Genomic DNA, 19,508 nt, shown 5'->3' with positions numbered 1-19,508 from the left:
GTGCCATATCCGTTCCGGCGCCTGCGACTCCGTCGGCCTCCGTGCCAGGATGAGGCCATGCCTCGTCTCCGTCTTCGCCTGATGGCCGCGGTGCTCGGAACACTGGCCCCCGTACTGGTCGGCTGCGGCGCGGACGATGACGGTGACGGTTCCAACCACGGCCGACGACCGTCCGGTGCGCATGTGACGATCAACGTGCCGGCCGACGCCCCGACGATCTCGGACGCGGTGTCCCTGGCCCGGTCCGGTGATCTGGTGCTGGTCGCGCCGGGCGTCTACCACGAGTCGGTGAAGATATCCACGGCTCGCATCACGCTTCGCGGCGCGTCCCGGGACAAGGTCGTCATCGACGGGCGCTTACAGCAGCCGAACGGCATCGTGGTCTCCGCTCCCGGGGTGGCCGTGGAGAACCTGACCGTGCGGAACAACACGCAGAACGGGGTCCTGGTCACCGGTTCGGCGAAGGCGGCCGCCGGATTGCCGGGACAGTCCGGCGGCTACGACACCGGCGACGAGCCCGTCACCTTCCTGAAATCGTTCCTGGTCTCCCACGTGACCGCGACCCGCAACGGGCTGTACGGCATCTACGCGTTCTCCGCGCAGAACGGTGTCATCGAGCACTCGTACGCGTCGGGCGCGGCCGACTCGGGGTTCTACGTCGGACAGTGCAAGCCCTGCCACATCGTGGTGCGGGACAACATCGCCGAACTCAACGCGGTCGGTTACGAAGGCACCAACGCCAGTGGCGACATGTACGTCGTCGGCAACCGCCTTGTCGGTAACCGGGTCGGACTCACCACCAACTCCGACCACCAGGAGAAACTGCTCCCGCAGCAGGATGCCGTCATCGCGGGCAACCTGATCGCGGCCAACCAGCAGACGGCCACCCCCGAACAGGCCGACGGCGGATGGGGCATCGGCATCGGCGTCGACGGCGGCACCGACAACCAGTTCGTCCGCAACCGCGTCGCCGACAACAGCAACGCCGGGCTGATGATCACCGCAACCGCCGACATAGCGCCGGACGGCAACCGCATCCTGGACAACACCTTCACCGCCAACGGCGTTGACGTGGGCTGGACGTTCCCCACCGCCACCCGGGGCCGGGGCAACTGCCTGCGCGGCAACGATCTGCGGACGACGGTGCCCGCCCGGCTGGCGACCACCGCGTCCTGCCCGCGCCCCGCCCGGTCCTCCTCGCCGTCCGGCGCCTGGTCGAAGCCGACGGCACCCGGCGGTATCCCGTTCACCGATGTGGCAGCGCCTCCGCGACAGCCGCAGTTCCCGCACGCCACTACCACGGGCGCGACCGCCGTTCCGGCCGTTCCGGCGCTGCCGGACACGGCGGACGTCCCGCTGCCGCCGGCGTCACTGCTCGCCACGGGCGCGCGGGTGCGGACGTCCTGAGCGGCGGCTACCGCGTCGGGGTGAGTCCGGGTACCGGCCGGACCGGGACGTACTTCTGGGTGTCGAAATCGATGACCACCGGCTGCGGCGCGGACGCCACGCCGACGCGGACCCGGTACATGGTGCCGTCCGAGCCGATCCAGTAGCGCACGTCGCTCGGGGCGGTACTCGGGGCGGTACTGGACGTGGCACGGGCGCTCGGCCCGGTCATGATGTCCACCCGATGGCCGTCCAACCGGTCCCGGCCCACCCAGGCGGCACCGTTCTGCGGCAGCAGTTCGGCGTTGTCCGGCCGGTCGCTGCCCAGCTTCAGCGCGATGGACAGTGTGCTGTCCAGCGAACTGCCGTACCTCTGCAGCGGACGGTTGTACCAGCCCGACTCCGGCGGCCGTGCCGGTGCCTTCGCCGGAGGGTTCGCCATCGGGTGGACCGACACGGTGGTGGCCGTCCACGCGATCAGTCCATCGCTGGAGGTGTCGCGCCCGGTGCCGCGCACCGCGCCGTAGCCCATCCCGCCGCGATAGTCGATGGACCCGGTGATGGTCAGCCCGCCGGCGGTGCCCGGCACGTCGATCGTCACGGCGCGCCCGCCCGCCTGGTAGTTACGGAACCGCGTGACCGCCAGACGGTTGGCCTGATCCGAGGTCAAGGTCTTGGGACCGGTGGGGGCGGAGCCGCTGCCGACGACCAGGAACGTGGCCACCGCGATGGCCACACCACCGATGGCGGCCGCCACCCAGCGAGGCCGCGGCCATCGGCGCCGGCCGGCCGCGCGCCGTGGGAGACCTCGCTCGGTGCTCCGCACGCGGAGCATTGCTAATACTTTTCGCCCATTCATGACCTGCCCCCCGATCTTGGCGCCCACCCAGTACAGTATCGTCCCTGGTGGAACGGTTTCAGGATGAATATTCGGACCCTTGTTCTCCCTGAATTCGCCACATCCACCAAGAAGACCAAAACGACCAAGAACGAGCAGGCCCACCGAAACAGCGGTGGGCGCTTTTTCATGGCCGGAGTGTCACCCGCGGCCGGGAAGCGGATGCGCGACTGTCGAGCGGGTGTTCGGTTCACATGACGAGGGGAGCGTTATGGCTGTGAGAAGAGTGTGCAGAAGATTACGCCGGACAGCCGGGAAGCATACGGGCCCGCTGGCCCGAGCGGGCTTATGCGGTTTTCTGGTGGTGGGCAGCGCCATGGGCGCGACGGCCGGGACGGCCACCGCATCGACGGGCGACGGAACCCTGACCGTTCAGGTGCTGCGGGATTTCTTCGGCACCGGTGTGATCAACACGACCATGGATGTTCCCCAGCGGGGCATGAAGGTCGCGGTAACCGACCCTGACGGCCACCGGGTCACCGGCACCACGGACGCCACCGGAAAGGTCGTGGTCTCGCAGTCGACCGAGCTGACCGGCGGCCAGTACCGCGTCGATGTCACCATTCCGGCGCCGTACAACAAGTATCTTCAGGCGGCGCCGGCCTCGACGGTGGAAAACCACTTCGACAGCTTCACGACGTTCGTGGACGTGTCGGACGGCAAGGACGACTCGGTGATCACCGGGGTCTGGGACCCGGCCGACTACGCGCTGCCGGAGACACGGTATTTCGTACCGATCCAGAACGGCGCCGGCGGGAATGACACCCGGGCACTCGTGGCGTTCGGGACGGACAAACGAGGTACGTGTCCGGACACGGCGTGCCCGACCGTCCTCAACACGCAGGACCAGGTGGGCACGACGTTCGCGCTGGCCTACGACAAGTACAAGCAGCGAATGTTCCAGGGCGCGTTCGCCCGGCGGTACACCCCGTACGGGCCGGGCGGCGGTGACGCGATCTACACCACGCCGACCAACGGCGGCGGCGCGCCGACCCTGTTCGCGAAGGTGCCGGGCGCCGTGGAGACGCAGCACGACGGCAGCAACATGATCAAGGACGCCGGGTTCACCGACGCGCCGGGCAAGGAGAGCATCGGCGGCCTGGCCCTGTCCGAGGACGGCTCGACGCTCTACGCGGTGAACCTGCTGACCCGGCGCCTGGTCAGCTTCGACGCGACCGGGGCCACCGCGTCCGCGCCCAAGGCGACGGTGCGCATTCCCGACCCTGGCTGCGCGAGCTCCGGCGACTGGCGGCCGTTCGGTCTTCAGACCCACGACAACAAGCTGTACGTCGGCGGTGTGTGCAGCGCGGAGAGCACACAGAAGCGGGAAGACCTGAAGGCCGTCGTCTACACCTACGACGGGTCGCGGTTCGACACGGTGCTGACCCAGCCGCTCACCGCCAAGCGCGGCTCCGTCTTCGGTTCCAACGACGTCGACCAGGCCACCCACTGGAACCCGTGGAACACCAGCCTGGACACGTGGGACGCGCGGAAGGTGGGCAACGTCTTCATCGATCCGCAGCCGGAGCTCGCCTCCCTCGCCTTCACCCGCGACGGTTCGATGATCCTCGGTTTCCGCGACCGGTTCATGGACGTCGTGGCCTGGGGCGGACTGGACCCGAGGCCGGGGAACGACACCCCGGAAAGCGGCATGGCCGGCGGCGACATCACCATGGCCTGCGCCAATCCCACCGGTGGGTACTCGTGGGAAGGCACCGGGGACTGCCCGAACCACGCCAGCCCCACCACCGGTGGCACCCAGGACGCCGATGTCGTCGAGTACTTCCCGGGCGACTTCTTCGGCAACGGAGTGCACGCGGAGACCGCGCTGGGGTCGGTGGCCTACATTCCGCAGCAGCAGTGGGTCATCAGCACGGAGTTCGACCCGGTCGTCAACGTCGCCACCTCCGGGACCGGTTACTACGACGTCACGACCGGTCAGGGTCCGGGCAACGCTCCGACCGCCAACGGGTACCAGTTCGTCAGTCAGGCACAGAGCGCGTTCGGCAAGGCCGGTGGGCTGGGCGATGTCGCCTATGAGGCGGCGAACGCGCCGATCCAGATCGGCAACCGGGTGTGGTTCGACGGCGACCACAACGGGATCCAGGATCCCGAGGGACCCAACGAGGTGCCGCTGCCGGACGCGACGGTCAACCTGCTGGACGCGGACGGCAAGCAGGTCGCCACGACCACGACCGACGCCGCCGGCGAGTACTACTTCGGTGGGGTAGGCGCCGCCTACGAGCTCGAGCCGGGTGCGAAGTACACGGTGGAGTTCGACGTGTGCACGGCGGACACCAGCAACGTGCCGGAACAGCCGGAGGCCACCGAGCTGCGGTTCACGCTCCCGAGGGCCGGTGACAACCGGGCCCATGACTCCAATGTGACCCCGCCCGAGACCGGGCGGCTGTGCGACGGGCAGACGCCCGTCACGGCGCCGGACAAGCCGGGAGAGGTCGACCACACGATCGACGCCGGCGTCTACATCCCCCAGGAGACACCGCCGACCACCCCTCCGACCACTCCGCCGCCGTCGTCGTCCACGCCGCCGGCCCAGGAGCCGCCCGCCTCCGAGCAGCCCAACAAGCCGGGCCCCCAGACCGGCGGTGGCGGCGGTGACGGCGGAGGCGGCGGTGCGCTGGCCAACACGGGTGCCGGCCTGCTGAAGATCACGGCCCTCAGTGCCCTGCTGGTCGGTGCGGGCGCGGCATTCGCGTTCGTGACCCGGAAGCGTCGCGCCGGGTAACGCCGGGACAACGCTGAAAGACGGGTGATCCTGCCCGCCCGCAGGCGTGGATGAGCCCCGTCCGTATCCGGACGGGGCTCATCCGTATATGGGGCCGGCGAGATATGGTCCCGGCGAGCCCTACATTCCGCCCTCGGACATCCCGTGCACCGAGGGGATCGTGCCCAGCAGCCCCTTCTGGAAGTCCTCGAACGCCTGCTGGAGCTCTGCCTTGGTGTTCATGACGAACGGGCCGTAGTGGGCCATGGGCTCACGGATGGGCTGTCCGCCGAGGAGGACGACCTCCAGGTCCGGCGTGTGCGCGTCCTGCTTCTCGTCCGCACGGACGGTGAGCGAGGAGCCGGCGCCGAAGACGGCGGTCTGGCCGAGGTGGATCGGCCGGCGCTCGGCACCGACCGCACCGCGCCCCGCGAGCACGTACGCCAGGCCGTTGAAGTCCTCCCGCCACGGCAGCGTGATCTCCGCGCCCGGCGCCAGCGTCGCGTGGATCATCGTGATCGGCGTGTGCGTGATGCCGGGACCCTGGTGACCGTCCAGCTCACCGGCGATGACGCGCAGCAGCGCCCCGCCGTCGGCGGAGGTGAGCAGCTTGACCTTGGCACCGCCGATGTCCTGGTAGCGCGGCGGCATCATCTTGTGCTCACGCGGCAGGTTCACCCACAGCTGGAGCCCGTGGAAGAGGCCGCCGGACATGACGAGGGACTCCGGCGGGGCCTCTATGTGCAGCAGCCCGGAGCCGGCGGTCATCCACTGGGTGTCGCCGTCGTTGATCGTGCCGCCGCCGCCGTGCGAGTCCTGGTGCACGAAGGTGCCGTCGATCAGGTAGGTCACGGTCTCGAAGCCGCGGTGGGGGTGCCAGGGGGTGCCCTTGGGCTCGCCCGGTGCGTACTCCACCTCGCCCATCTGGTCCATCATGATGAACGGGTCCAGGTGCCGGTAGTCGATTCCGGCGAAGGCCCGGCGCACCGGGAAGCCCTCGCCCTCGAGGCCGCCGGGAGCGGTGGTGACGGAGAGCACGGGGCGCTGTCGTGCCTCGGCGGGTGCCGCGACGCGCGGCAGGGTCAGCGGGTTCTCTACGGTCACTGCGGGCATGACGGCCTCCTAGGTCGTTCACTGTTCAACTTAATTGAACGGTGAACGACCTGCAAGAGGGCCTTTATTTCCGCGCGAGCACCTTACGAGGCGAACGGCGATATCCGGACGTATGCCGACCTATGCTGATCTACCCGTACATGCGGCGCATGGCGAAGTCCACCATCTGCTCCACCGCCTTCGCGTCGAAGACGATGCGGTGCTCACCCTCCATGTCGAGGACGAAGCCGTAGCCGCTGGGCAGCAGGTCGATCACCTCGGCACCGGTGATCACGAAGTACTTGGACTCCTTGCCCGCGTACCGCCGCAGCTCCTTGAGCGAGGTGAACATGGGGATCACCGGCTGCTGGGTGTTGTGCAGCGCCAGGAAACCGGGATTGTCACCGCGCGGGCAGTAGACCTTCGAGCCGGCGAAGATCTGCTGGAAGTCCTCGGCCGACATCGAGCCGGTGGTGAAGGCCCGCACCGCGTCGGCGAGCGACGGCGGCGAGGGTTCCGGGTAGAGCGGCTGCTGGCCGTAGGCCGCACCCGCCTGCGTGTGATGTGACGCATGCGGCGGCTGTTGCGGCGGAGGCGGCGGGGCGGCGTAACCCTGCCCTGCGCTCGCGTTCTGGTCGTAGCCGTACATGCACAGAAGCGTACTGAGTCACAGTTGCCCGGTTGAGGGTTGCCCTTTATTACCCACGGGTAGCATCATGGCGACAGCTGATCCGATACGCGTCAACGCAGAGGTCCCGCCTCCCGATCCTTACGGAGCCGTCGCCATGGGGCACTACAAGTCGAATCTCCGCGACATCGAGTTCAACCTCTTCGAGGTGCTCGGGCGCGACACGGTGTACGGCACCGGCCCGTTCGCGGAGATGGACGTCGACACCGCCAAGAGCGTGCTCGCCGAGATATCCCGGCTCTCCGAGCACGAGCTGGCCGAGAGCTACGCCGACTCCGACCGCAACCCGCCCGTCTTCGACCCCAGCACCCACACCGCGCCGCTCCCGGAGTCCTTCAAGAAGAGCTACCGGGCCTACATGGAGGCCGAGTGGTGGCGGCTCGGCGTCCCGGAGGAGCTCGGCGGCACGGTCTGCCCCCGCTCGCTGCTGTGGGGCGCGGCCGAGACGATCCTCGGCGCCAACACCCCGATCTGGATGTACGCCTCCGGTCCGTCCTTCGCGGGCGTGCTGCACGACGAGGGCACCGAGGAGCAGCTGAAGATCGCCCAGCTGATGGTGGACAAGCAGTGGGGCTCCACCATGGTGCTGACCGAGCCGGACGCGGGTTCCGACGTCGGCGCGGGCCGCACCAAGGCGGTCCGGCAGGAGGACGGCAGCTGGCACATCGAGGGTGTGAAGCGGTTCATCACCTCCGGTGAGCACGACCTCTCCGACAACATCATCCACTTCGTGCTGGCCCGGCCCGAGGGCGCGGGGCCCGGCACCAAGGGGCTGTCGCTCTTCATCGTCCCCAAGTACGACTTCGACTGGGAGACCGGTGAGCTCGGGGCGCGCAACGGCGTGTACGCCACCAACGTCGAGCACAAGATGGGTCTGCGGGTCTCCAACACCTGCGAGCTGACCTTCGGCGCCGACCGTCCGGCCAAGGGCTGGCTGCTGGGCGAGAAGCACGACGGCATCCGCCAGATGTTCAAGATCATCGAGTTCGCCCGGATGATGGTCGGCACCAAGGCCATGGCCACCCTCTCCACCGGCTACCTCAACGCGCTGGAGTACGCCAAGGAGCGGGTGCAGGGCCCTGACCTGGCGACCTTCACCGACAAGACCGCCCCGCGCGTCACCATCACCCACCACCCGGACGTGCGCCGCTCGCTGATGACGCAGAAGGCGTACGCGGAGGGCCTGCGCGCGCTGGTCCTCTACACCGCCTCCGTCCAGGACGAGGTCATGGTCAAGGAGGCCGCGGGCGAGGACGCCTCCGCCGCGAGCCGCCTCAACGACCTGCTGCTGCCGATCGTCAAGGGCTACGGCTCGGAGAAGGCGTACGAGCAGCTGGCGCAGTCCCTCCAGACCATCGGCGGCTCCGGCTACCTCCAGGAGTACCCGCTGGAGCAGTACATCCGGGACGCCAAGATCGACACGCTCTACGAGGGCACCACCGCCATCCAGGGTCAGGACTTCTTCTTCCGCAAGATCGTCCGGGATCAGGGCCAGGCGCTCACCGTGGTCTCCGAGGAGATCAAGAAGTTCCTGGCCGAGGCCGCCGGGGGCGAGGAGCTGGCGGCCGCCCGCGACCAGCTGGCCCGTGCCGCGGTGGACCTGGAGGCGATCGTCGGCGCGATGCTCACCGATCTGGCCGCCACCGAGCAGGACATCAGCTCGATCTACAAGGTCGGTCTCAACTCCACCCGGCTGCTGCTGGCCTCCGGCGATGTGATCATCGGCTATCTGCTCCTCAAGGGCGCGGCCGTCGCCGCCGAGAAGCTGGGCACCGCCTCCGCGAAGGACCGGTCCTTCTACGCGGGCAAGATCGCCGCCGCGAAGTTCTTCGCTCAGGAGGTGCTGCCGGGCGTCTCGGTGCAGCGCTCGCTGGCCGAGTCGGTCGACAAGGGGCTGATGGACCTCGACGAGTCTGCGTTCTAAGGGTTCCGAGGGCTCCGCGGGCCCCGAGGGTTCCGCGGGCTCCGAGGCTCCTCCCTCATCCGGCCAGGGGGCCGGCCGTCCCATCCTCCAGCGGGGCGGCCGGCCCCCTGGTCCGTCCGGCCCGCCGTCACCGCTCCTCCGCACCGGGCGGCCGCTCCCGCAGGGCCCGTTCGACCTCCTCCCGGGCCCACCGCCGCAGCTCCTCGCCCCGGGCCAGGATCTCCTCGACCGTCTCGCCCCCGCCCTCCGGCGGGCGCGGGCGGGCCCTCAGCTTGGCCAGCAGGTCCCGGCACGCCTCGTCCTCCGTGGCGAACCGGCTGATGTCCCGGTCCCGGGAGCGCTCCCGCAGCCCGGTCTCCCAGCCGCCGCCCGGGGCGGGCCGCAGGAAGTAGTACGCGTCCGGCTGGACCGGGATGTCCCGCACCCCCGGGAGGTCGTACAGCGCGTCCGGCACCTGCTCGGCGCGGAGGGTCCGGGCGAGTTCCGCTCTGTCCACCGGTCCAGCATCCGCCCTCAGTTGAGCGGGCGCAGATTACCGGCCGCGACCAGCTGGGGGATCGAAGGACCGGTCAGATACTGGAGCCCGCCGCCGGGTTGGCCGAACCACGGCCGGATCGGACCGGCCTCGACCAGGAAGGGCCGGGTGACCTCGTAGAGGTGGTAGCCGTTGGGATACGCCGGATCGAGGGTGTTGAGGTTGCTGGGTGGCAGCGCGCGCTCCTCGTAGGGCGTGCCCGCCGGGGCGAGGAAATGGCCGAAGCCGCTTCCGAAGAGATCGACCTTCTGACCGACCTTCAGACTGATCGTGGTGTGCAGGGGCGCTCCGTTGAGCAGCACCCAGCCGTCCGGGTACGGGAACCACCAGCCGTTCGTCTGCTCGTTCCAGTAACAGTCGAGGAACGCGGAGGCGGAGGAGAAGTGGTCGAGCCGTTCGTAGCCTTCGAGCATCCGGCCGATCGCGCCACGGCGGGGGAGCTGTGCGGGGCCGAGCCGCCAGTCGCCCTGGTAGTAGCGCTCGAGCGGAGGATTGGGTGCGGTGCTGGTCCCCCCGACGCGGTCCGTCATGGGACAGGGAGGATGACCCTTGCCCTCACCGTCCGCGCCGCTCTCCGGACGCGGAGCGGGCGCGGGCGGGGCCGCCGGCTCCGGGGCGGCCACGGGGGCGAGCCCCGCGGCGAGCTCCGTGACGGGCTGCGCCACGGCCGGCCCGCCGCCGCACAGCAGCAGCAGCGACCCCAGGACGACAAGCAGGTGTCGAAGAACGCGCATCCGGTATCCCCTCGAGTTGCGGCTCAGTGCCGCGTTGCTCGGTCACGGGGAATATCGACCGTTTCTCCCGATTTCTCGCCTTAGCTGACGACCTTTCATCAGATTGGATCAACGTGGCCCCACGGATGGATGCCACCCCCCACACGAGGGCGAGCCGGCCCGGTACGAATCTATGCTGAGTACATGAGCGCACACCCCGGCATCGACCGCGGCCACACCGACGACCTGATGTCCTTCCTCCGCGCCAGCCCCTCGCCGTACCACGCGGTGGCAAGCGCCGCGGAGCGACTGGAGAAGGCCGGGTTCCGGCGGGTCGAGGAGACCGCGCCCTGGGACGGCGAGGCCGGCGGGAAGTTCGTGCTGCGGGGTGGCGCGATCATCGCCTGGTACGTACCGGAGGGGACGAGCCCGGCCACTCCGTACCGGATCGTCGGCGCCCACACCGACTCTCCCAATCTGCGGGTCAAGCCGATCCCCGACACCGGTGCGCACGGCTGGCGGCAGATCGCCGTCGAGATCTACGGCGGGGCGCTGCTCAACACCTGGCTCGACCGCGACCTCGGGCTCTCCGGCCGGATCAGCCTCCGGGACGGCTCACACCACCTCGTCACCGTCGACCGTCCCTTGCTGAGAGTCCCCCAACTAGCGGTCCATCTGGACAGATCGGTCAACACCGAGGGGCTCAAGCTCGACAAGCAGCGCCATATGACGCCCATCTGGGGGCTCGGCAGCGCCGAGGAGGGCGACCTGATCCGCTTCGTCGCCGAGGAGACCGGCGTCGCGGCCGAGGAGATCACCGGCTGGGACCTGATGACGCACAGCGTCGAACCGCCCGCCTACCTCGGCCGGGACCGTGAGCTGGTCGCCGGGCCCCGGATGGACAACCTGGTGTCCGTGCACGCCGGTACGGCCGCGCTGATCGCCGCCGCCGCCCGCGGCGAGCTGCCGTACATCCCCGTGCTGGCCGCCTTCGACCACGAGGAGAACGGCAGCCAGTCCGACACCGGCGCCGACGGCCCGCTGCTCGGCACGGTGCTGGAGCGCTCGGTCTTCGCCCGCGGCGGTGCGTACGAGGACCGGGCGCGCGCCTTCGCGGGCACCGTCTGCCTGTCCTCCGACACCGGCCACGCGGTCCACCCCAACTACGCCGAGCGCCATGAGCCGGGCCACCACCCCCGGCCCAACGGCGGGCCGATCCTCAAGGTCAACGTCAACCAGCGGTACGCCACGGACGGCGCCGGGCGGGCCGTCTTCGCCGCCGCCTGCGAGCGCGCCGGGGTGCCCTGGCAGAGCTTCGTCTCCCACAACTCCATGCCGTGCGGCACCACGATCGGACCGATCACCGCCGCCCGGCACGGCATCGCCACCGTCGACATCGGCATCGCGATCCTGTCCATGCACTCGGCCCGGGAACTGTGCGGCGCACAGGACCCCCGGCTGCTGGCCAAGGCACTGCACGCGTTTCTGGAGGGCTGAGTTGGACTTCTCCCTGCTGGGCCCGGTGACCGTCATGGCGGGGCCGCCGACGGCCCCCGTCGAGCTCGCGCTGGGGCCCGCCAAACGGCGCAGCGTGCTCGCGATGCTGCTGCTGCGGCCCAACGCGACGGTGTCCGTGGAGCAGTTGATCTCCAGCCTGTGGGAGGACGAGCCGCCCGCCCACGCCCGGACCGTCATCCAGGGCCATGTCTCGCGGCTGCGCGCCGTCCTGGCCGAGGGCGGCGCCGAGGACCACGGCGTCGAGCTGGCCACCCACAGCTCCGCCTATCTGCTGCGGGTACCCGAGGCGCTGATCGACACCCAGCGCTTCGACCAGCTGACCGCCCAGGCCAGCCCGGAGTCCGCCCCCGGCGAGGCCGTCCAGCTGCTGAACCAGGCGCTCGGCCTGTGGCGCGGCCCGGCGCTCACCGGGACCGTGGCCAGCCCGCCGTTCGCGGCGGCCGCGCACGCCCTGGAGGAGCGGCGGCTGAGCGCCGTGGAGGCCCTGGCACGGGCCTACGGGGCGCTGGGCCGGCACGAGGAGGCGGTGCGCGCCCTGCACCCCGCCGCCGTCGCCAACCCGCTGCGCGAGGGGCTGATCGCCGCCCTGATGCTGGCGCTCTACCGCTCCGGGCGGCAGTCCGACGCCATCGCCTGGTTCCACCGCACCCGGCAGCTGCTCGACGACGACCTGGGGGTCGATCCGGGCCAGCGGCTCAGCGCCGCCTACCAGGAGATCCTGCGGGCGGCACCCACGGCGGACGGGCCGCAGCACGGCGGCGCGGAGCCCGCCGGGCAGCCGGGCCCCGCGGGCCGGCCGGGCGGGCAGCAGGTGCCCGCCACGCCGTCGCAGCCGCTGTCCGTGCCCGCGGCCGCCTCGGCCCCCGCGCCCGTACCCGAGCTGCTCCCCCGGCCCCCGGCGGGCTTCCACGGCCGGAGCGCGGAGCTGGCCGAGCTGTCCCGGCTGACCCTGGGCGCCGCCGAAGCGGACCGGGGCGGCGCGGCGGGCGGCTCCGGCGGCTACCCCCAGGAAGGCGGGATCGCGCTGCTCACCGGGCCCGCCGGGGTCGGCAAGACCGGCCTTGCGGTCCACTGGGGCCATGCCCACGCCGCCGCCTTCCCCGACGGACGGCTCTTCGCCGACCTGCGCGGCTTCAGCGGCGGTGAGGCGGCGCTGCCCGCCGCCGTGCTGCGCGAGTTCCTGCTCGCCCTGGGCACCCCGGCCGAGCAGATCCCCACCTCACCCGAGGCCGCGTCCGCGCTGTACCGCTCGCTGACCGCGCCCCGTCGGCTGCTGGTGGTGCTGGACAACGCGGGCAGCTCCGCCCAGGTGCGCCCGCTGCTGCCCGGCGGACCCCACTGCGCCACGCTGGTCACCAGCCGCAGCCGGCTGGACGGGCTGATCGCCACCGACGCCGCCCGCCCGGTACGGCTGCACGCCCTCGGCCCCGAGGACGGGGTGGGCCTGCTGGGCACGCTGCTGGGGCCCGCCCGGGTCGCCGAGGACCCGGAGGCCGCACGGGAGCTGGTGGCCCTGTGCGACGGGCTGCCGCTGGCGCTGCGCGCCGCCTCCGCCCAGCTGGTGGCCCGGCCCCGCTGGCGGCTGGCCCGGCTGGCCACCGCGCTGCGCGACGAGCGCCGCCGGCTGTCCCTGCTGTCGGCGGAGGACACCGGGGTGGCCGCCGCGCTGCGCAACTCGGTGGCCCGGCTCTCGGCGGACGACGCGGAGCTGCTGCGGGCCCTGGGCGCCGGTTTCGCGCGGGAGGTCAACACCGCCGAGGCGGCCGCCCTGTCGGGGGCGGACCCCGAGCTGATCCAGGACTCCCTGGACCGGCTGGCGGAGATGCATCTGCTGGACGAGGAGGCCACCAACCGCTACGTCATGAGCGACCTGGTGAAACTCTTCGCCCAGGGCGACGGGAGCGGACGCGGCGACGGCCCCGGCGAGGCGTCCCGCCTGCCGTCCGGCGACCCGCCGCAGGGGCCCGACCAGGGGTGAACAGCGGTGCGTTAGCGGTGCGTTAGCGGGCGGCAGCCGTACACCAGCCGAACGGCAGCGGATCCGGACAGGCTTGAGCCGTACCGGAAGACGACCGAACGCCCGCTGGGAGGAGAACCGCCATGCCGCTCACCACCGCTCGCCTCGCCCACCGCGCCGGCACCCTGCGCTCGGTCGCGGCCGGGCTGACGGTCGTCGCCGCGGGCATCACCCTCGCGGCGTGCGGCACCGCCGACGCGTCGGGCGTGAAGACGGCCGGCCGGGCGGACAGCATGGCCGCGGCCGTCCCCACCGCCCATGAGGACGGCGCCCAGGAGGCCGGGCCGGGCGCGGTGGCGGACGGCGGCGCCGACGCCGGGGCCCAGGGCGGTCTGCGGGCCGACGGCGGTGTCGAGGAGGAGGCCGGCGCCTGCGACCCGGGCGCCATGTCGGTGGGCGTCATCTCCGTGCCCCGGCCGGCCAACCACCTGCTGATGGAGATCACCAACCAGTCCGGGACGCCCTGCCGGCTCACCGGCTTCCCCGTGGTGCGGTTCGACGGCGCGGACTCGGCCGTACCGGCGGCCGGGGACACCCGGCCGCGGACGGTCGTCACCCTGGCCCCCGGCGAGAGCGGTTACGCCGGTCTCACCACCACCTCCGCGGCGGACGCCCCGGCCGGCGGCACCCGGCTGGTCACCGGGCTGACCGTGTCCCTCCCCGGCGACGAGAGCCGCCGCACCGTCGACCTGCCCGGCGACGCGGTGGAGGTCGACGGCGGGGCGGAGATCGGCTACTGGCAGAGCGACGCGTCGGACGCGCTGCTCTGGTGACGGCTCGCCCCGGGACACGCCGACCGCCCGCCCTTCCGCTCCGCTGACCGCTCGTCACCGGGCCACCCAGCCGGACAGGTAGCCGTCTCCCCCCGGCTACCTGCCCCGGACGGCCCCCGCTTCGGCGGGGGCCGTCTCGTCATGTCGCCCGGCCGGACGCGGTGCCGCGTCGGGCGGGACGGCAGGCGGAGGGGACCGCCGGGACCTACGCGTCCATCCCGGCGAGCACCAGCGGCAGCCGGTCCGCGCCCCCCTCGGTGACCCGCACCGGGACGCCCCAGTCCTGCTGGTGCACATGGCAGGCCGGGTACTCGTTGTCCGGGTCGTCGTCGCAGGAGGCGGCCATCGCCGAGACGTGCAGCACGCCCTCGGTCACGCCCTCCGTAAGGACGAGCTCACGGCTCAGGTCCGTCCCCGCGCCGTCCCCGCCGGCCAGCAGCTCGGGCGGGGTGGAACTCACCAGCAGCCGGGTGGAGGGGCCGTAGCGGGTGTCCAGCTTCTGCCCGGCGGGCGCCTGGAAGACCACGTCCAGCCGGAGCGTCCCCGGGGCGATGTCGGTCGCGGCGCGCTGGGTGCGGTGCGTCGTCCCCTCGACCCTTACGGCCTCCTCCGGCAGCCGCAGCCGGGTCAGCCGGTGCCGGGCGGACTCCACCACGACGATGTCCTCGTCGGCCAGGACCGCGTCGGAGGGCTCGCGCAGATCGGTGGCGAGCGTGGTGACCTCGCCGGTGGCCGGGTCGAAGCGGCGCAGCGCGTGGTTGTAGGTGTCCGAGATCGCCACCGAGCCGTCGGGCAGCGCGGTGACCCCCAGCGGATGCTGGAGCAGCGCCTGACCGGCGGCGCCGTCGCGGTGGCCGAAGTCGAAGAGCCCGGTGCCGACGGCGGTACGGACGGCGAAGCCGTCGGCACCGTCCGCCGCGCGTTCGACATAGCGCAGCGCGGACGTCTCGGAGTCCGCGATCCACAGCCGGTCCTCGGCCGCGGCGAGCCCGGAGGGCTGGGCGAACCAGGCCGTCTCGGCGGGGCCGTCGACCAGGCCCTCGTTGGTGGTCCCGGCGGCGGCCCGTACGGTCCCGGCCTCGGGGTCGTAGGTCCACAGCTGGTGGACGCCGGCCATGGCGATCCACAGCCGGCCGGCGAACCAGGCCACGTCCCAGGGGGAGGACAGGTCGGTGTCCTGGGCGGGCCCCTCGGTGGGGGACCCCTGCCGCCACTGGCGGCCGGTCCCGGCGAGCGTGGTGACCTCGCCGGTGGCCGGGTCGAAATGGCGCAGCGCGTGGTTCACGGTGTCGGCGACGGCCACGGTGCCGTCGGGAAGCGGGGCGAGCCCCTGGGGCTCGCTGAAGCGGGCCGACTCGCTCGTGCCGTCGGTAAGGCCGCGCTCACCCGTGCCGATCCGGCGCACCACGCGCTCGCCGTCCGCCGCGAGCTCCACCAGCTGGTGACGGGTGGTGTCCGAGACCAGGAAGGTGCCGCCGGGCAGCAGCAGCGCCTTACCGGGGAAGCGCAGCTCGGTGGGGACCGGCTCCGGGGGCACGTACGGGCCGTCACCGCGCCGCAGGGTGCCCTTGGCGCCGTGCTCGGCCTCCAGCTGCCCCACGAGGGTCTCCAGGGCGTGTGCGTGGCCCTCGCCCGCGTGCTGGGCGACCACATAGCCCTCGGGGTCGATGACGACCAGGGTGGGCCAGGCCCGTACCGCGTACTGCTTCCAGGTGGCCAGCTCGGGGTCGTCGAGGACCGGGTGGTGCACCTCGTAGCGCTCGACGGCGTCCACGACCGCCTGGTGCTCGGCCTCGTGGACGAACTTCGGCGAGTGCACCCCGACGATCACCACGGTGTCGCGGTGCTTCTCCTCCAGCTCGCGCAGCTCGTCCAGGACGTGCAGACAGTTCACGCAGCAGAACGTCCAGAAGTCGAGAATGACGATGCGCCCTCGCAGATCGGCGAGGGAGAGGTCGTTACCGCCGGTATTGAGCCAGCCGCCCTGCCCGATCAGCTCGGGGGCGCGGACGCGTGCACGTGGAGCCATACCCCCATCAAACATCAGTTCCGGTCATGTCATTCCCCCCGCCCCCTGAACAGCTTTCGCCCGATGCGCCCGATTCTGTCCGGACATAAGGGCGGAGCGGGCGGCACACTACCATCGCGGGAGGCCGTCGGCCGCCGTTCCGGGCCTACGATCAGACCCGAAAGCACTGCCCGTGCGCTCGTGGGCAGCGTAACTTGAACGCACACACCAGCACCCAGCCCGCGTACCAACCGCCCGAGGGGTCCCGTGACCGTCCATCCCAGCCTTCAGAACTCCATCGACGCCTGGACCCACTCCATCGACGCGATATCGGAGTTGGTCAATCCACTCCCGGAGAGTGAGTGGAACCGCGCCACCGAGTGCCCGGGATGGTCGGTGCGGGACGTCGTCTCGCATGTGATCGGACTCGAATGCGAGATGCTCGGCGACCCCCGCCCCATCCACTCCCTGCCGCGCGATCTGTTCCACGTCACCAGCGAGCTGTCGCGGTACATGGAGGTCCAGGTCGACGTCCGGCGCTGCCACACCGCGCCCGAGATGACCTCCGAACTGGAGTACACCGTCATCCGGCGGAACCGTCAGCTGCGGAACGAGAAGCGCGCCCCGGACGCCATGGTGCGCTGGCCCGGCGGCACCGAGGTGACCCTGGAGGAGGCCCTGACCCGGCGGGCCTTCGACATCTGGGTGCACGAACAGGATCTGCGCCGGGCCCTGAACAAGCCCGGCAACCTGGACTCCCCGGGTGCCTCGATCACCCGTGACCTGCTGCTGGCGGCGCTGCCGAAGGTGGTCGCCAAGGACGCGGGCGCACCGCCCCACTCCGCCGTCGTCTTCGATGTGAGCGGCCCGCTGGAGTTCATGCGGACGGTCCGGGTCGACGCGCACGGCAGGGGCACCATCGACGGCAGCGTCTCGCTCGGGCCGACGGTCACCCTCACCCTGGACTGGGAGACCTACGTCCGGCTGGCCTGCGGGCGGGTGCGGCCCGAGGCGGTCTCGGAGCGGCTGAAGATCGAGGGCGATCTGCCGCTGGCCGAGACCATCCTCGGGCACTTCGCGGTCACGCCGTAGCGCCCTGGGGGCGCCGTGGCCCCTGGCGGGTCACACCGCAGCGCCCTGGGGCGTGCCGTAGCCCCTGGCGGGTCACGCCGGTACGTGCACCGCCTCGACGCGGCTCGCGACCACGCGCTCGCGCTCGCGGCGGTGCGCACGTCCGCGCAGCCGCAGGATCTGGGTGACGCCGAGCGCCTGGAGCACGAACACCGAGGCGAACGCGATCCGGAAGTCGTCGCCGGTCAGGTCCAGCAGGACGCCGACGGCCAGCAGCGTGGTCATCGTGGCCGTGAAGCCGCCCATGTTGACGATCCCGGAGGCGGTGCCGCTCCGCTCGGGCGGATTGGCCGGCCGGGCGAAGTCGAAGCCGATCATCGACGCGGGGCCGCAGGCACCGAGCACGACGCACAGGACCACCAGCAGCCACAGCGGCGCGTGGTCGGACGGCCAGGCCAGCACGGCCCCCCACAGCAGCGCGGTGGCGCCGACCGTGCCGAGGGCCAGCGGGGCGCGGGCGGCGTGGTGCCGGGCGATGACCTGCCCGTAGATCAGGCCGACCGCCATGTTGGACAGCACCACGAGGGTCAGCAGCCGGCCCGCGGTCGCGCGGGACAGCCCCTCCGCCTCGACCAGGAACGGCATCCCCCACAGCAGCAGGAAGACCATCGCCGGGAACTGGGTGGTGAAGTGCACCCACATGCCCAGCCGGGTGCCGGGCTCGCGCCAGGTGGCCACGATCTGCCGGCGGACGAAGCCGCCCGCCATACGGGGGCCGGGGCCGGGCTCGAAGCCCTCCGGGTGGTCCTTGAGGAAGAACAGCACCAGGACGAAGACGGCCACACCGCCGACCGCGCTGCCCGCGAAGGTCGTGGTCCAGCCGGCGCTGTGCAGCGTCCGGGCGATCACCAGCGTGGAGACCAGGTTGCCCGCCATGCCGAAGAGCGCGGCGACCTGCGCGATGAGCGGGCCCCGGCGGGCCGGGAACCAGCGCGAGCCGAGCCGCAGCACGCTGATGAAGGTCATGGCGTCACCGCAGCCGAGCAGCGCCCGGGAGGCCAGCGCCATGGCGTAGGAGTGGGAGAAAGCGAAGCCGGACTGCCCCACGGTGAAGAGCAGCACGCCGAGCATGAGCACCTTACGGGTGCCGAGACGGTCGACCATGAGCCCGACCGGTATCTGCATCCCGGCGTAGACCAGCACCTGGAGGATGGAGAAGGTCGACAGCGCCGAGGCGTTGATGTGGAAGCGCTCGGCGGCGTCGATACCGGCGACACCGAGGCTGGTGCGATAGGTGATGGCGACGAAGTAGACGGCGACGCCCAGGCCCCATACGGCGACGGCACGACGGCCGCCGGGCGGGTCCCCGGGCAGGTGAGCCGAGGTCATCGCACCTCACCCCGGGCGAGATTGTTCACCCAGCTGATGTGACGCTGCACCAGACCGGACACGAAAGCGGCGTCCCCGGCGCGCAGGGCCTGGAGGATCTCGGTGTGCTCGGTGATGTTCTTGGCGATGCGGTCGGGCTCGGCGTTCATCGTGGCCACGCCCATCCGCAGCTGACGGTCCCGCAACTGGTCGTAGAGCTGCGCCAGGATGCCGTTTCCGGCCGCCCGGACGATCGCCGCGTGGAAGCAGCGGTCGGCGACCGCGAACGCGGCCAGATCCCCGGCCGCGGCGTGCACCTTCTGCTCCTCCAGCAGCTCCTCGAGCCGCCCCAGCAGCTTCTCCCCGGCCGGTACCACCTTGGCGACCGCGTGCTGCTCCACCAGCAGCCGGGTCTCGACCACGTCCGCGATCTCCTGCGCGGAGACGGGCAGGACCAGGGCGCCCTTCTTCGGATAGAGCTTGAGCAGCCCCTCGGCCTCCAGGCGCAGCAGGGCCTCCCGGACGGGCGTACGGGAGACCCCGACGGCATCCGCGAGTTCGCCTTCGCTCAGAAGTGTGCCGCCCTCGTAGCGGCGGTCGAGGACGGCTTGTTTGACGTGGTGGTAGACGCGTTCGGCGGCGGGCGGCGGCTTGGTGGCCGTATCAGCGGGACTCATGATGAGCACATCATAGATACAAGATGCATGCGCACTCGTCCCCCGTCCGCGATACGGACGGGGGACGAGGGACGGAGGACGGCCCGGAGGTGATCAGGGCCAGGTGATCGGGGCT

The 19,508-nt window shown here is 71.5% G+C and carries 15 protein-coding genes; 7 read left to right on the top strand and 8 right to left on the bottom strand.

The features are described 5' to 3' along the window. Positions 1-57: 57 nt before the first annotated feature. The gene (locus PS467_RS21675) at positions 58-1,407 is read left to right on the top strand and encodes a right-handed parallel beta-helix repeat-containing protein (RefSeq protein ID WP_311036653.1); all 1,350 of its coding nucleotides are present in this window, start codon (positions 58-60) and stop codon (positions 1,405-1,407) included. Positions 1,408-1,414: 7 nt separating this feature from the next. Here the strand turns inward: PS467_RS21675 and PS467_RS21670 are convergent, their stop codons facing one another. Next, complete coding sequence (locus PS467_RS21670) at positions 1,415-2,110, bottom strand: hypothetical protein (RefSeq protein ID WP_311039926.1); 696 nt, start codon at positions 2,108-2,110, stop codon at positions 1,415-1,417. Between the two features lie 490 nt (positions 2,111-2,600). Here PS467_RS21670 and PS467_RS21665 point away from each other — a divergent pair, with 490 nt between their 5' ends. Continuing rightward, on the top strand, positions 2,601-5,030 hold the full coding sequence (locus tag PS467_RS21665) for an SdrD B-like domain-containing protein (protein WP_311039925.1): 2,430 nt from the start codon (positions 2,601-2,603) through the stop codon (positions 5,028-5,030). A 120-nt stretch (positions 5,031-5,150) separates the two neighbouring features. On the opposite strand, the gene PS467_RS21660 is transcribed toward PS467_RS21665, so the two are convergent. Both PS467_RS21660 and PS467_RS21655 read right to left on the bottom strand, forming a co-directional pair. Then, positions 5,151-6,122 (bottom strand): pirin family protein, encoded by a 972-nt coding sequence (locus tag PS467_RS21660; protein WP_311036652.1) that lies wholly within the window; start codon positions 6,120-6,122, stop codon positions 5,151-5,153. Between the two features lie 130 nt (positions 6,123-6,252). Beyond that, complete coding sequence (locus tag PS467_RS21655) at positions 6,253-6,750, bottom strand: SseB family protein (RefSeq protein ID WP_268973309.1); 498 nt, start codon at positions 6,748-6,750, stop codon at positions 6,253-6,255. A gap of 136 nt (positions 6,751-6,886) precedes the next feature. Here PS467_RS21655 and PS467_RS21650 point away from each other — a divergent pair, with 136 nt between their 5' ends. Then, positions 6,887-8,713, top strand: a complete 1,827-nt coding sequence (locus PS467_RS21650) for an acyl-CoA dehydrogenase (protein ID WP_268973308.1) — start codon at positions 6,887-6,889, stop codon at positions 8,711-8,713. A gap of 127 nt (positions 8,714-8,840) precedes the next feature. On the opposite strand, the gene PS467_RS21645 is transcribed toward PS467_RS21650, so the two are convergent. Beyond that, on the bottom strand, positions 8,841-9,209 hold the full coding sequence (locus tag PS467_RS21645) for a hypothetical protein (RefSeq protein WP_311036651.1): 369 nt from the start codon (positions 9,207-9,209) through the stop codon (positions 8,841-8,843). Positions 9,210-9,226: 17 nt separating this feature from the next. Then, positions 9,227-9,982 carry a TNT domain-containing protein gene (locus PS467_RS21640; protein ID WP_311036650.1) on the bottom strand — a complete coding sequence of 252 codons (756 nt, stop codon included), beginning with the start codon at positions 9,980-9,982 and terminating at the stop codon, positions 9,227-9,229. Between the two features lie 183 nt (positions 9,983-10,165). Here PS467_RS21640 and PS467_RS21635 point away from each other — a divergent pair, with 183 nt between their 5' ends. The 3 genes from PS467_RS21635 to PS467_RS21625 all read left to right on the top strand — a co-directional run bounded on the left by PS467_RS21635 (position 10,166) and on the right by PS467_RS21625 (position 14,269). Continuing rightward, the gene (locus tag PS467_RS21635) at positions 10,166-11,458 is read left to right on the top strand and encodes a M18 family aminopeptidase (RefSeq protein ID WP_311036649.1); all 1,293 of its coding nucleotides are present in this window, start codon (positions 10,166-10,168) and stop codon (positions 11,456-11,458) included. A 1-nt stretch (position 11,459) separates the two neighbouring features. After that, positions 11,460-13,457, top strand: a complete 1,998-nt coding sequence (locus tag PS467_RS21630; protein ID WP_311036648.1) for an AfsR/SARP family transcriptional regulator — start codon at positions 11,460-11,462, stop codon at positions 13,455-13,457. 122 nt (positions 13,458-13,579) lie between these two features. Continuing rightward, positions 13,580-14,269 (top strand): DUF4232 domain-containing protein, encoded by a 690-nt coding sequence (locus tag PS467_RS21625; protein ID WP_311036647.1) that lies wholly within the window; start codon positions 13,580-13,582, stop codon positions 14,267-14,269. A 205-nt stretch (positions 14,270-14,474) separates the two neighbouring features. Here the strand turns inward: PS467_RS21625 and PS467_RS21620 are convergent, their stop codons facing one another. Continuing rightward, the gene (locus PS467_RS21620) at positions 14,475-16,298 is read right to left on the bottom strand and encodes an NHL domain-containing thioredoxin family protein (protein ID WP_311036646.1); all 1,824 of its coding nucleotides are present in this window, start codon (positions 16,296-16,298) and stop codon (positions 14,475-14,477) included. A gap of 246 nt (positions 16,299-16,544) precedes the next feature. Between PS467_RS21620 and PS467_RS21615 the strand changes: the two genes are divergently transcribed. Next, complete coding sequence (locus PS467_RS21615; RefSeq protein ID WP_311036645.1) at positions 16,545-17,369, top strand: maleylpyruvate isomerase family mycothiol-dependent enzyme; 825 nt, start codon at positions 16,545-16,547, stop codon at positions 17,367-17,369. Between the two features lie 72 nt (positions 17,370-17,441). Here PS467_RS21615 and PS467_RS21610 read toward each other — a convergent pair whose 3' ends face one another. Further along, on the bottom strand, positions 17,442-18,737 hold the full coding sequence (locus PS467_RS21610; RefSeq protein ID WP_268973299.1) for an MFS transporter: 1,296 nt from the start codon (positions 18,735-18,737) through the stop codon (positions 17,442-17,444). Next, positions 18,734-19,393: a GntR family transcriptional regulator gene (locus tag PS467_RS21605; RefSeq protein ID WP_311036644.1), complete on the bottom strand. Its 660-nt coding sequence runs from the start codon at positions 19,391-19,393 to the stop codon at positions 18,734-18,736. The genes PS467_RS21610 and PS467_RS21605 overlap by 4 nt, the downstream gene beginning before the upstream one ends. Positions 19,394-19,508 lie beyond the last annotated feature (115 nt).

The sequence above is a fragment of the Streptomyces luomodiensis genome, from assembly GCF_031679605.1.
Classification (GTDB): Bacteria; Actinomycetota; Actinomycetes; order Streptomycetales; family Streptomycetaceae; genus Streptomyces; species Streptomyces luomodiensis.
Note: the sequence above shows the minus strand (reverse complement) of the source record. Positions and strands in the feature narration are given on the sequence as shown.